Here is a 14,390-nt window from a genome sequence, read left to right on the forward strand (position 1 = left end):
TAAGTCGTTTTCTAAACAAAGAACCTATCGGAGGGTGAACATGGGGAATTTCTTCTATTTAAGCACAATGAAACGCAAATTGATCGCCAGCTTCGGGGTTCTGATTCTGTTGTTTGTGGCTATGGCTTTTTTCCTGGTACATCAAATCAGTAAAATCAGCTCGCAGATCGCGCTGCAAAACGAGCGGGTCGCCATGAAAACGACTGCGCTGGAGCTGAAAGAAACGGTTCAGGAACTCAGCATTATCGCTTCCGGCCTCGAGCTTTCCAAAGATCCTTCCTATATAGAAGGTTACGAGCAGACGAGAAAGGTCTACAGCCGTCTTCTCGACGCCATCAAGGAAACCGCCCGGACCGAAGAGGAAAAAGCGTGGCGCGGGGAGCTTATCGTCGCTTCCGCGGATTACATAAACAATTTCGACGGGGCCGCCAAGCTCGTCCAGGAGAAGAAAGTCAGCCCCAAAGAGATGGAGCTGAGCATGCTTCATTATTACGGCGAAGGGCAGATATTGCGCGAAACGATTTTTAAGCTGGTCGACAAGTTTTATATCGCCTTCTCGGCCGATGCGCAGGCGGCTGTCGAGGACTCCCGGAAAGTCATCGCGCAGACCGTCACCGTCACAATCGCCGCGGCCGTCCTCGTCCTTCTCGCTTCCGCGGTTGTCGCCGTCCTGCTGATCCGATCCTTCCTCATTCCGGTGCGCAAGCTCCAGGAAGCGGTCGCGCGCATGGCGTCCGGCGATCTGCGGCATGAAATCGGAAGCCGCACGCAGGACGAGCTGGGCGAGCTCAGCCGCAGCTTCGACCGGATGACCGCCCAGGTCCGCGGCATGCTTGAGCATACGAGCGGCATCGCGACGGCGCTGGCCGGGCAGTCGGTCACGTTCCGCCGGGTGTCCACCGACACGGCGGCGGCCAATGCGGACATCGTCCAGGCGATGTCCGCCATTGCGCACGGCGCTTTCGAGCAGGCGGCGGACTCCGAGCATGCGTCCACCTCCGTCGCCGGGCTCGAAAGCGAGACGCGCGAGATCGCCGAGTATGCGGCGGTGATGAGCCAGGCGAGCCGGGAAGCGGCGGCAGTCACCGTGCAGGGTTCCCGCTCCGTGCACTCGCTGGAGGAAGCCAGCGGCGCTACGCGGCGGGTGCTCGGGCAGGTGCAGGAAGCGATGGCGACGCTGGCAGGCGATTCCCGCCGCATCGGCACCATCCTGGACGCGATTACCGAGATCGCGTCCAGAACCCACCTGCTGGCGCTGAACGCCGCCATCGAAGCGGCCGCCGCCGGCTCCAGCGGGCGTGGCTTCGCCGTCATCGCCGCGGAAGTGCGTCAGCTCGCGCAGCAGTCGAGCGACGAAGCCCGCCGCGCCGCGGGTACGATCGCATCCGTCGAGAGCCGGATGCTCGAGATGCAGGCCCGCGTCACGGACGCGAGGCGCCATGCGGACGCCCAGGAGCTGACCGTCCGCGAATCGCTCGGCTCGTTCGAAGCGATCGAACGCGCGATGGAAGTCGTGACGAATCAGATTCAATTCGTCAACGGCCGCATCGAGCGTTCCCTGCACAGCAGCGCGCAGCTCGTCGGCACCATCCGCCGCATGGCGGAAATTGCCGAGGAGACGTCCGCGGGCGTGCAGGAAGTCACCTCGGCTTCGACCGAGAACGACGCCTCCATCCGGAGCATCGCCGTGCAGGCCGACGAGATGAACGGACTCGCGGAAAGTCTGTACCGCGAAATCAACAAGTTCAAGATCGGCGAAGCTTCGTAAGAGCCGGAAATAATCGCAAGAGCACCCCGTCATGGCGGTGCTTTTTTGCATGTCGAGGAGACATTTCTGTTCGACTCCCGCGGATTTTTTCAAGACAACTGGTTATCGCTCATGAAACACTCCATTTTAATTGACCTTCGTTCAGCTTTCGTGTCAGTTTCTTGTAAGAAAAGGGCGAAAAATAGAGAAACTTCTCCCTTATCGTCTAATGTTATCCCTTTTGCTTCCCGCCATTTTCCTTGATACTGAAATTAGTTAACCGGTTTCATCGCGAGAAGAAGAACCTTGTGCTTTCGCATATTTCAAGCTCGTTCGCCTGTCGCTTATATCCAAGCCTATCAAGGCCGGTCGTTCAACCTTACACCCTTCTTCTCCCATTCAGACGGTTATCTCATAAAGGAGGTGCATGCAGCCAGGAACCGCAACCCATGCGGAACAATCCGGATGCTGTTGAAGTTCTGTGGACTCTTATTCATGAAAGCGTTACCATTTTTCCCTATCCGAAAAGGAGGCATTACTTAATGAACCTGAAATCCCGGCAATCTGCCAAAGCCCGGCGTTCCCACTCACCGGCCCGGGTTGCGCTCCGCATCCTGTTGATCGTAACCCTCATTGTGTCTTTATTCCCGTTCCTGGGCTTAAGTGCGCAGAAAGCGTCGGCGGCTGAATCTTATAAAATCGTGGGTTACTACCCTTCATGGGCGGCTTACGGCCGCAATTACAACGTAGCCGACATAGATGCTTCGAAAGTTACGCACATTAACTACGCTTTCGCCGACATCTGTTGGAACGGCAAACACGGCAACCCGGACCCGACCGGTCCGAATCCGCAAACGTGGGCCTGCCAAGATGCTGCGGGCGCCAACATTAACGTTCCGAACGGCACGATCGTTATCGGCGATCCTTGGATCGACACGCAGAAAAGCTTCCCCGGCGATACTTGGGATGAGCCTATTCGCGGTAACCTGAAACAGCTGATCAAGCTGAAACAGGCCAACCCGAACCTCAAGACGATCATCTCCGTAGGCGGCTGGTCCTGGTCCAACCGTTTCTCCGATGTAGCGGCAAGCGCTGAGATACGTGAAGTATTCGCAAACTCCGCGGTCGACTTCATCCGCAAATATCAGTTTGACGGCGTCGACCTCGACTGGGAGTATCCGGTTGGAGGAGGCCTTGCAGGCAACTCCGCTCGCCCGGAAGATAAGCAGAACTACACGCTGCTCCTTCAGAAGATCCGTGAGAAGCTGGATGCCGCAGGCACGGCGGACAACAAGAAATATTTCTTGACCATCGCTTCCGGCGCAGGTCCGACTTACGCGGCCAACACCGAGCTCGGCAATATTGCCAAGTATCTCGATTGGATCAACATCATGACGTACGACTTTAGCGGCGGCTGGCAGACGGTCAGCGCTCACAACGCTCCACTCTATACCGATCCGGCCGCAATTGCCGCAGGCGTACCGAATGCGGACACGTTCAATGTGGAAAAAGGCGTACAAGGGCACCTCGACGCCGGCGTACCGGCAAGCAAAATCGTTCTCGGCCTCGCTTTCTACGGACGCGGCTGGAGCGGCTGCAAGAACACGGCTAACGGCGAATACCAGCAGTGCGCCGGTCTGGCGACTACCGGAACGTGGGAGAAAGGCTCTTACGACTTCTACGATCTGGAAGCCAACTATATCAACAAAAACGGATACACCCGCTACTGGAACAACACGGCGAAAGTTCCGTTCCTGTACAACGCTTCGAACGGCACGTTCATCTCTTACGACGATGCCGAATCCATCGGGCATAAAACAAGCTACATCAAGTCCAAAGGTCTTGGCGGCGGCATGCTCTGGGAATTCAGCGGCGACCGCAACAAAACGCTTTTGAAGAAAGTCACGACCGACCTGTCGGGTTCCGCACCGGTCGGCGATACGATTGCACCTTCCGTACCGGCCAATCTGACATCGACGGCTAAAACGTCCACAAGCGTTACGCTTTCGTGGAGCGCTTCGACGGACAATGTAGGCGTGACCGGCTACACCGTCACTTACGGCACCAAGACGGTTGACGTTTCGGCGACCACCGCAACAATCACAGGTCTCACGCCAAGCACGGCTTACTCCTTCACGGTAAAAGCGAAGGATGCGGCGGGCAACGTATCCGCGGCAAGCTCCGCCGTATCCGTTACCACCGATGCAAACTCGGGCGGCGGAACGGATACGACGGCACCGACGACTCCGGCTAATCTGGCCGTAACCGCCAAAACATCGACCAGCGTAACACTCGGCTGGACAGCTTCCACCGACAACGTAGGCGTAACCGGCTACACCGTATCTTACGGCAGCACGAGCGTCAACGTCACCGGTACAACCGCAACGATCAGCGGCCTTACGGCCGGCACCGCTTATACGTTCAACGTAAAAGCGAAGGACGCGGCTGGCAACCTTTCCGCGGCGGCGACCGTTTCGGCTACGACGGACAGCGGCTCCGGCGGCGCTGTTTGCCCGGCGGCTTGGGACACAAGCAAATCGTATACGGCGGCACAACGCGTCTCCTACAACGGCAAAATCTATGAAGCAAAATGGTGGACGCAAGGTGAACGCCCGGATCTTTCCGGTCAATACGGCGTCTGGAAATATGTCAGTGATTGCGGAGCGGGAGCGGGTTCTCCCGCTTCTGTTTCTTCCGACGGCGCGGCACTTGCCTCTAATCTGATCGCAGGTGCGGGCGCGGCTTTACCCGCCATCGCTCCGGGCAGCTCCGCTGCAAGCTCATCTTCGGCCCTGGCTCCGAGCACCAAGGTGCTCGTCGGCTACTGGCACAACTTCGACAACGGTTCCGGTTTCATTCGTCTGCGCGATATCTCCCCCAAGTTCGATGTCATTAACGTTTCCTTCGCCGAGCCTGTAGGCGGATCGACGACAGGAACGATCGGATTCACACCATTCAACTACACAGATGCGGATTTTAAAGCCGATGTCGCTTATCTGCAAAGCCAAGGCAAGAAAGTCATTATTTCCATCGGCGGCGCGAACGGCCAGGTCCAGCTGACAACAGCCGGCGCACGCAGCAATTTTGTAAGTTCCATGAAGTCCATCATTTCCAAATACGGCTTCGACGGCCTGGATATTGATTTCGAGGGCCATTCCCTGTACCTGAACCCGGGCGATGCCGATTTCAAAAATCCGACCACACCGGTCATTACGAACCTGATTTCCGCTATCCGCGAGCTGCATGATTCGTTTGGCGACAAATTCATGCTGACTATGGCTCCGGAAACGTTTTTCGTCCAGCTCGGCTACGCCTTCTACGGCGGCACTTGCAGCGGCTGCGATACGCGTGCCGGGGCTTACCTGCCGGTGATTTACGGCGTACGCGATATTTTGGACTGGCTGCAGGTTCAGCTCTATAACTCTGGTCCTATCACGGGACTGGACGATCAGTACCACACGATGGGCGTAGCCGATTTCCACGTGGCCATGACCGACATGCTGCTTACGGGCTTCCCGATCGCCAAAAATCCGAACTCCTTCTTCCCGGCGCTCCGTCCGGATCAAGTCGTGGTCGGACTTCCGGCTAACGGCAACGCGGGCGGCGGCTTCACAAGCGTCTCCGAAGTGCATAAAGCGCTGGACTATCTGATGAAAGGCAAAGCTTTCGGCTCCTATACCCTTCGCGGTTCCGTTCAACCGGGACTGAGAGGTCTGATGACCTGGTCCATCAACTGGGACAAATTCAACAACTTCGAGTTCTCGAACAGCCATCGTGCCTATCTGGACAGCTTCGGTCCGGGAACTCCCGGAGATAATCAGGCACCTTCCGTTCCGGGGAATCTCCGTTCTTCCAACGTAACGGCTACAGGCGTCACGCTTACGTGGAACGCATCCACGGATAATATCGGCGTAACCGGCTACGAAGTCTATCAGGGATCGGTCAAAATTGCCGATACGGCAAGCACGACCTATAACGTGGGCAATCTTACGGCAAACACCTCCTACACGTTTACCGTAAAAGCGAAAGACGCGGCCGGCAACGTATCCGCGGCAAGCACGCCGCTGGCCGTCACAACCGCTAACGGCGGCGGCTCCGGCGACACTTCGGCACCTACGGCGCCAACGGCTCTGAAAGTAACGGCAAAATCTTCGAGCAGTGTCAGCCTCAGCTGGACCGCTTCAACGGATAATGTCGGCGTAACGGGCTACACCGTTTCGTACGGTACCAATACTGTGGACGTCACAGGTACGACTGCCGTCATCACAGGGCTGACGGCGAACACGGCCTATACGTTCACCGTAAAAGCCAAGGATGCGGCAGGCAACGTATCCGCAGCCGCTTCCATCCAGGCAACGACGGACCCGGCAGCTCCCGGAGGTCCTGCCGCATGGGCAGCCGGCGTCAGCTACAAGGTTAATGAAGAAGTCACCTACAACGGCTCGACTTATATCTGCCGCCAGCCGCACACCTCCCTGCAGGGATGGGAGCCTTCCAACGTGCCGGCTCTCTGGACTAAAAAATAAGGACTGATTCGGCAGCCATGCCCGACTGACATGAAAGCCAAAAACAGCAGCTCCGCCCCGTTTTGACGGGCGGGCTGCTGTTTTTTATTTTTTCTTCATGGTATCCAGTAAAATCTGCTTTTCTTTCGAAAGGGACTGTTCGATTTTATCTCGTGCGTCCGCGATAATCTGTTTGGTAGACAGTCTTTTCTCAATGCCGCTTGCGATCTCACTCTCCCAGATCTCCTGGGCTTTGACGTCCAGCGGCGTGGTAGGAAATTCTCTCACCCGGGTCATCAAATCCTCATGAAGCGCATAGGTTTTCTGTCCCCCCAGGAACGGATTCGTGGCCGCCAATTCCTTCGCATTGCCGCGGGCGGGTAAATACGCCGGAACCGCCCCGCTGAGGCCATCCTTACTGTATTCGGTAACGGCGAATTCAATGAATTTCCAGCCCATCTCCTTGTTGGCACCGACCGAAGGGAGAAGGAAATTGGTGCTGTTCTGCCAACCGTACAAGCCGAAAGGAAGTCTCGTTTCGCGCCATTTGCCGGCCGTCTCGGGCGCCCATTCTTTAATCTGCTCGACTCCCCATGTCCCAAAATACATCATGGCGATCGTTCCGTCCTGGACCGCCTTCCGGCCCAAATCGCCCCATACGTCCAGATGGGCCTCCAAGCCGAAATCGTTGACTTTTTTTGCAATGTCCACCGCTTTGTGAAACGCTTCATTATACCGCATAAAATTCAGTTTGCGGTCGAAAATGCCTTCCGAACGCTCGAAGAGCTGGACCGTTTCGTTCACCCACTGCGTCAAATAAATGTTATGCTCGCGCAGCTTCTTGGCCATATTCAGCCAGTTTGCGGGGTCTTCCATATACTTGGCAAGCTCCTCGGGCTCCGAAGGAAACCCGTACTGCTTCATAATGTCCTCCCGGTAATAGGTAACGGTAGGCGCCGTGGAAAGCGGAAGGGCAATCAGCTCGCTTCCGTCCGCCGACATGCCGCTATCCCAGAGGGAAGGGCTGAAGTCGTTCCGGTATTTTCCCGCCTGATAAGGAGGCTTGAGCAGATCCTCCAGCCCTTCGATCGCGGAGAAATTGCCGAAATCGCTGCTGTCGACCATCATGACGTCCGGCGGTTTCCCGTCCGCCAGCGCCTGCAGATAAGCTCCCACATATTCGGAGTAAGGAATGACCTTCACATCTACACTTAGATCCGGGTAGCTTTCTTTGAATTTAGCGGCCATGGTCTCAATCCCGCCGTAATGGGTCCATATCGACAAATGGTTCGGAACGGCCCTTTTGTCCGCGGAGGGAACCGACTTTTCGGCGGGTGCCGATGAAGCGGGAATGAGCGGCTCGGACCGGAAGCAGCCCGCGGTGGTTACTGTGAGCAGGAGCAGCAGCACGAAGATTTTAGTAAGTTTGACCACAACTCGTTTCCTCCCATCGTATAGCTAATCTGTATGTCCCCCGGCAAAAAGTCCGGCATAGTTTCCTCTTTGGAGAAGTCTGGAAAATTCCAGGGCAGGCAAAGGTCTGCTGAAATAGTAGCCTTGGAGTTCGTCGCACCGGCACTGGGTAAAATAGTCCGATTCCTCGGCTGTTTCGACTCCCTCCGCCACGACGGTCATATTCATGCTGTGAGCCAGCTCGATGATCGCCTTGGCCACGGCGGCTTTTTTGGGCTCCCCGCTGATATCCCGGATAAAAGAGCGGTCCAGCTTCACATGTGAAATCGGCAGCCGCTGAAGCTGGTTAAGGGAAGAGTACCCGGTCCCGAAATCGTCGATCGAAATATGGATGCCCCGCTCCCGGATCCGGCTAATGATTCCAATGACCTGTTCGACATTCTCGATAAATACTCCTTCTGTAATTTCCAGAGTCAGATAGGATTCTTCCAGTCCCGATTCTTCCAGCGCGCCATGAATCATATCCAGCAGATTCGTCTGGGAAAAATGCAGGGCCGAAATGTTCACGGCAACCGGAACTTTGGGAAGCCCCTCATCCTGCCACGCTTTATTCTGACGGCAGGCTTCCTTCAATACCCATTCGTCGATTTTGTAGATGATCCCCGATCTTTCGGCCAGCGGAATAAATTTATCGGGCGAAATGCGCCCCTGCTCGGGATGCTCCCAGCGCACCAACGCCTCGATTCCGCTGATTGCGCCGGAAGCCGTATCGACCTTCGGCTGATAATGCAGAACGAGCTGATTGTTCGCAAGCGCTTCCTGAATACCGTTGTCGATCATCATTTCTTCGGAAAAACGGATTTTCAGCTCTTCTTCATAGAACTGATAGCTGTTGCTGCAGCCCGCGGATTTGGCGAAATACATCGCCATATCCGCGTTTTTGACGATGGCCTCCATCGTGTCGCCGTCTCGCGGAAACATGCTGATGCCGATGCTGACTGAACTGTACAGGGTCGATCCCATCAGCCGGACCGGTTCCTCCAGAGCGGCGAACATGCTGCGCGCCACGGCCGTCGCTTTCGAGTCATCGGCATCTTCAATGACGATGACGAACTCGTCTCCGCCGATTCGGAACAGCTTGCACGATTCCGTAACGCTGCGGGCAAATCTCTCGCCGATCTCTTTGAGCAGCAGATCGCCGATATCGTGACCCAGCGTATCGTTAATCTGCTTGAAGCGGTTTAAATCGGCGAACATGACCGCCACCTGCTTGGGCGCGTGAGCCGCCTCCAAAAGCATGCTCTGCAGGTAGGTTGTGAAATACAGGCGGTTGGGAAGCCCCGTGAGGATATCGTAAAAAGCGAGCTGATGAAGCTTTTCCTCCGAAAGACGAAGCTTGTCCGTCTGCTCCTGCAGGCGCTGGTTCATGTTCTGCGCTTGATGGAACATGCTAAGCAGGTTCAGCGACATCTGCCGGAAGTTATAGGTCAGCGAGGTAATCTCCGAAACACGGCTGCTCGGCCACTCGATTTCTTTCATCTGCTTTAATTTTTCCGGCAGGTCCGTTGTGGAGGTCGCCAGTTTGGACAGCCCGTGGACCAGAACGCGGCTTAAATATAATGCGGTGGCGGCTGCCGCTGCCGCGAATAAAAGCAGGTACCAGAGCTGCGACAAATACTGCGAGAACACACTGATCTGATAATGGCGGATCGGTATGTCGATGTATACGTGCAGGGGCATCCTGGCGACCGCATTGTCGTAGATGTAGCTGCCCTCTCTCCACTGTTGAGCGGGCAGAGCCGTTCTCTCCCGGGCGGGCAGGACCTGGTAAAAGTTGTCGTCCAGACCCACTATATTGTTGCCGCTCCTCCAGTCGTAAACCTGGTTCAGCGTGTAGCTCTGACGGTCGGCCGCCAGAACTTTGTTGGACCTGTCCGTAATGACGATCCGGAACAACTGTTCCGAGGTGTATTTATTCACCAGTTCCTGCAGATAACCCACTTGTATCCGCCCCTTGAGCCTGATGCCGAGAATATCCTCGGCTTCCCATTGGTTCAGCTCCTGGTTGATGCTGTTGGCCGTGTTTACCGCAAGCTGCCTGGAGTTCTGGATGGACAATTTCTCGGAATACCAGCTGTTCATCACGATATAAAGGAGCGACGGAAGCGCCACGGCCATAATCGACAGGTGGAACAGGACCTTGCTGTAGGAGTAAGTTCTTTCCCGCTCTTTGACGAGGCCGAACCAATGAAAAAGAGGCAGGTACTTCAGCAAAATATCGGCGATTAGCGCATTGAACAACCCGTTCGAGAGCGCAATCAGGAGCATCAGAATCAGCTCGTCCGATACAAATTTGTAGAAACCGTAGTAAATGACGATCATCAGCGGAAGCCCGATCAGCAGCCAGTAAATGCTGTCCCAGACAAGCAGCTGCCCCGGTTTTTTCCGGTTAAGGAGTCCGACCCCGGCAATTTCAAGAAGGCCGATCCATTCGAATGTAGGATGGTGTAGAAAGAAGAAGGAGAAGAGTTGGGTAATGACGCCGGCCAGGAGGCCCAGACGGACGCCGAACAACGATACGGCAAACAGGAGAAAGATGCTGGAAAACGAGAAGGCGATTCCGTAGATAAGATGAAGCCTGCTAGCTTCGAAAAGAAGCGCCAAAGCGATACAGAGCAGGTATCCCAGCGTTAAGCGGGCTTTATTTTGTAAAAGGGACTGAATAGTTTTCACACGCTGTCCTCCATTTCTGCCGAAAAGTACGAATGTGAGCACTGCCCCATGTCCGAACTTACTTAATGGATACCGGCAAAAATAAAAGACCGCTTACAAAACAGCAGCCTCCACTTCCACTCATCCAACTTCGGTAACCCGGCTGTCTAGCTGCGCTTTAGACCCGTGGCTTTGCGTCCTATGCTTTCGCGATAGTTTGCCTTTATCGAGTTATTCAACTAAAGATTCGTTAGTTAATAATTTCGACGCACTGGGTCCCTCTCCTCTTTTTTACAATAATAAAATAGGGCAAAAGTCGCAGTTTTTAAAAAAAAGCTTAATAATAGCCGAATGATGGGGAAAATTAACCCTTTTAACGGATAAAAATCATCTTTTTCTCAGGGGAGGAGATCCTGCTTTTGCCCCCGGTGACGTTCCGTTCCTTTCTCCCGGAGCGTTTGCTCCCCGTAAAATCGACGCCGATCCCGACCACGCGCTCCGGACTCACGCCGGATGCTTGGATCACTCCGGGAACGGAAGCGGTAAGCACGGCCATGTAGTCTCCGGGATGCTGGAGAGCCCAGTCCGGTTCCAGCCGGACTCCGGAGTACGGCAACTTGCGGCACATCACCCCGTGCGGATAAACCGTTACATGCTCGGCGATTTCGCGCCCGTCGGCCAGATCGACGAGCACGGCCCGGCCGGATTCCGTCCCGTAATCGATGCCGATGGCGTATGTTTTGCTCATCTTTTGATGCTCCTCCCTGCGTGTACGCGGAAACCGCTGCCGAAGCTCTATTGTTTTGGTATCGCTTACATTTGATCTGTACAAAACGTGCCTTCCCCTCGCGGGTTTGACTTTCTTTTTATTATATAAGAGATTTCCAAGGATTACCGCTTTTTTTGCGTTTGATCCAGAAAATTTCTCTCCGCAGCATGCCGGTCGGTAATTCGCCGGAAGCTTTCCTTGCTCCCGCTGACTTTCCGTTTCATGCATAGTTTTGGCCCTCTCTGAAAATAATGGAAACAGTCTGACAAGAGCAGGAGGAATTGGGTCATGAAAGACGAGATCAACAACGGTACAGCCGTAACGGGAGTCGGCGGCCCTGCCGACCAAAGACTCGCCGAAGGCGAGCAGGAAACGACGCTGACCAACCGGCAGGGGCATCCGATCACCGATAATCAGAATATCCGCACCGTCGGAAACCGCGGTCCTTCCACCCTGGAAAATTACCATTTTCTCGAAAAAATTTCCCATTTCGACCGCGAGAAAATTCCCGAGCGCGTTGTACACGCCCGCGGCGCGGGCGCTCACGGCTATTTTGAAGCGTACGGTAAAGTCGGCGAAGAGCCGGTCGCGAAATATACCCGCGCCAAGCTTTTTCAGGAAGCCGGTAAAAAAACGCCGGTATTCATCCGGTTCTCCACAGTCGTGCACGGTGTTCATTCGCCCGAAACGCTCCGGGACCCGCGCGGCTTTGCCGTCAAATTTTATACGGAAGACGGGAACTGGGACCTCGTCGGCAACAACCTGAAAATCTTTTTTATCCGCGATCCGCTCAAATTCCCGGACATGGTTCACGCCTTCCGCCCGGACCCGGTGTCGGGTGTTCAAAATATGGAGAGAATGTTCGACTTCCTCTCCAACTCTCCGGAAGCGACGCACATGGTTACGTTCCTGTTCTCGCCTTGGGGGATTCCCGCCAATTACAGGGAAATGCAGGGATCCGGCGTCAATACGTACAAATGGGTCAATGCAGACGGCGAGGGAGTGCTGATCAAGTACCACTGGGAACCGATCAATAACGGCATCCGCAACCTTGTCCAGCGCGAAGCGGATGAAATCCAGGGTAAAAACTACAGCCACGCTACCCAGGATCTGTACGAAGCGATCGAACGCGGCGACTATCCGGAATGGGAACTCAGCGTTCAAATTCTGAGCGACGACGAGCACCCGGAGCTGGATTTCGATCCGCTTGATCCGACTAAGCTGTGGGACCACGAGAAGTTCCCGTTCCTCCCGGTCGGCAAAATGGTCCTGAACAAAAACCCGGAGAACTATTTCGCGGAAGTCGAGCAAGCGGCCTTCGGTACGGGTGTCCTCGTCGACGGCCTGGATTTCTCGGACGACAAGCTTCTCCAGGGCCGCACTTTCTCCTACTCGGATACGCAGCGCCACCGGGTGGGGACCAACTACCTGCAACTGCCCGTCAACGCTCCGAAGAAGCACGTCGCGACGAACCAACGCGACGGCCAGATGACGTACTTCGTGGACCGGGCGCCCGGACAAAATCCGCACGTCAACTATGAGCCTACTTCGCTCGGCGGACTGCAGGAAGCGCCGCCGCGTGGACGGGAACACGAACCGGCCTATAACGCCAAGCTCGTCCGCGAGAAAATCGACCGGCCGAACGATTTCGGACAGGCGGGCGACACGTACCGGAAGTTCGAGCCGTGGGAGAAAGACGAGCTGATCTCCAATCTCGTCAACAACCTCAAGATCTGCAAACCTGTCATCCGCGACAAGATGGTGAACTATTTTACCCAGGCGGATGCGGAATACGGACGCCGCGTAGCGGAAGAGCTGGACAAGGCAGCTGCCTTGTCCGAGCACATGGGGACGGTTCAAAACCGGGAAGGTGCCGAGAAAGCGGAACAAGCCGGCCGCAAAACGGACGGCTATTAAAAGCGGCTGACGGGCGCGCCCCGAAAACGGAGAACAGGGAACTGTTTTCCGTTTTTGCGTTTTGCTTTTTGCGTTTTTGCTAACAACTATTAATAGAAGCTTCTGATATCCGCCGCCGCAAAATATCCTATCACTTTCCATCCCCTATTTAGGAAGCCTAAATGTTTACTAAGTCCGGGATATCTTCTATAATAGATGCATGAATCCTCAAGTTACTCCTCTATAACGGTAGGAAAGGGCGATCCCTTTTCTACCGTTGTTGATTGAACGCAGCCTTTTCTCCTAAAACTTAGATTAGACAGGTGGTACTAGCCATGAACGATACGAAGCAGCCTTACCGCATTTTGCTTTACTATAAATTCGTTCCGATCGCAAATCCCGAGGAATTCGCGGCCGAGCACCGGGAATACTGCAAAAATCTCGGCCTGAAAGGCCGCATTCTGATTGCCGCGGAAGGCATCAACGGGACCGTATCCGGTACGCTCGAGCAGACGGAGCAGTATATGTCGGACATGCATGCCAACCCTCTTTTTGCCGATATGGTATTCAAAACCGATCCGGCCGAAGAGCATGCCTTCAATAAAATGTTCGTCCGCTTCAAACAAGAGCTGGTCACTTTCCGTTACGACGAAGAGCTGGACCCTAACGTGATCAGCGGAAAAAGATTGTCTCCGGCCGAGTTCCACGAGCAGCTTCAAAACGAAGACGTGATCGTCCTCGACGGACGCAGCAACTATGAGTACGATTTGGGCCACTTCCGCAACGCGATTCGTCCGGACGTGGAAGCGTTCCGCGAATTTCCGGAATGGATCCGGGAAAACATGGCCGATCTGAAGGATAAGACGATCCTTACGTACTGTACGGGCGGTATCCGCTGCGAGAAGCTGACCGGCTTCCTGATCAAGGAAGGCTTCAACGATGTCGCGCAGCTTGAAGGCGGCATCGTCACTTACGGGCAGGACCCGGAAGTGAAAGGAAGACTTTTCGACGGCAAATGCTACGTCTTCGACGAGCGGATTTCGGTGCCGATTAATCACACCGAAGAAGATATCGTCGTGGGTAAATGCCATCACTGCGGCAAGCCTGCCGACACGTTCATCAACTGCGCGAACGACTTCTGCCATCTCCAGCACATCTGCTGTCCGGAATGCGAAGAAGAGCACAGCGGCTGCTGCTCGGACAAATGCGAGGAGCTCGTTCTTTCCGCGCGTTAAGCAGCTTCACATGGCGGCGCGTGCTTTACTTAAAGCGGCTGCGATCGCCCGCCGCAGCGAACCCCAGGCCTACTTCCGACAAAAGGAGGGGCCGGGGGTTTTTCTTTTTGCGG

Annotated in this window: 6 protein-coding genes, 1 pseudogene and 1 riboswitch; of the genes and pseudogenes, 4 read left to right on the forward strand and 3 right to left on the reverse strand. The window is 55.2% G+C overall.

Annotated elements, in window-relative coordinates; translation table 11 throughout:
- Positions 1-40 precede the first annotated feature (40 nt).
- Complete coding sequence (locus tag AC2TF6_RS20980; protein WP_491308328.1) at positions 41-1,768, forward strand: methyl-accepting chemotaxis protein; 1,728 nt, start codon at positions 41-43, stop codon at positions 1,766-1,768.
- A gap of 521 nt (positions 1,769-2,289) precedes the next feature.
- Entirely contained in the window at positions 2,290-6,273 is a 3,984-nt protein-coding gene (locus AC2TF6_RS20985) for a glycosyl hydrolase family 18 protein (protein WP_491308329.1), read from the forward strand.
- Positions 6,274-6,357: 84 nt separating this feature from the next.
- Here AC2TF6_RS20985 and AC2TF6_RS20990 read toward each other — a convergent pair whose 3' ends face one another.
- From AC2TF6_RS20990 to AC2TF6_RS21000, 3 genes and pseudogenes are all read right to left on the reverse strand, one after another.
- Positions 6,358-7,686 (reverse strand): ABC transporter substrate-binding protein, encoded by a 1,329-nt coding sequence (locus tag AC2TF6_RS20990; protein ID WP_491308330.1) that lies wholly within the window; start codon positions 7,684-7,686, stop codon positions 6,358-6,360.
- A 24-nt stretch (positions 7,687-7,710) separates the two neighbouring features.
- Entirely contained in the window at positions 7,711-10,398 is a 2,688-nt protein-coding gene (locus tag AC2TF6_RS20995) for an EAL domain-containing protein (protein WP_491308331.1), read from the reverse strand.
- Between the two features lie 129 nt (positions 10,399-10,527).
- Positions 10,528-10,609: riboswitch (cyclic di-GMP riboswitch) on the reverse strand.
- 234 nt (positions 10,610-10,843) lie between these two features.
- A pseudogene (locus AC2TF6_RS21000) lies at positions 10,844-11,125 on the reverse strand (ribulokinase); the annotation flags it as partial.
- A gap of 309 nt (positions 11,126-11,434) precedes the next feature.
- Here AC2TF6_RS21000 and AC2TF6_RS21005 point away from each other — a divergent pair.
- Both AC2TF6_RS21005 and trhO read left to right on the forward strand, forming a co-directional pair.
- On the forward strand, positions 11,435-13,063 hold the full coding sequence (locus AC2TF6_RS21005) for a catalase (protein ID WP_491308332.1): 1,629 nt from the start codon (positions 11,435-11,437) through the stop codon (positions 13,061-13,063).
- 314 nt (positions 13,064-13,377) lie between these two features.
- On the forward strand, positions 13,378-14,277 hold the full coding sequence (trhO, locus tag AC2TF6_RS21010) for an oxygen-dependent tRNA uridine(34) hydroxylase TrhO (protein WP_491308333.1): 900 nt from the start codon (positions 13,378-13,380) through the stop codon (positions 14,275-14,277).
- Positions 14,278-14,390: the final 113 nt, after the last annotated feature.

This window comes from Paenibacillus sp. JNUCC 35 (genome assembly GCF_058269095.1).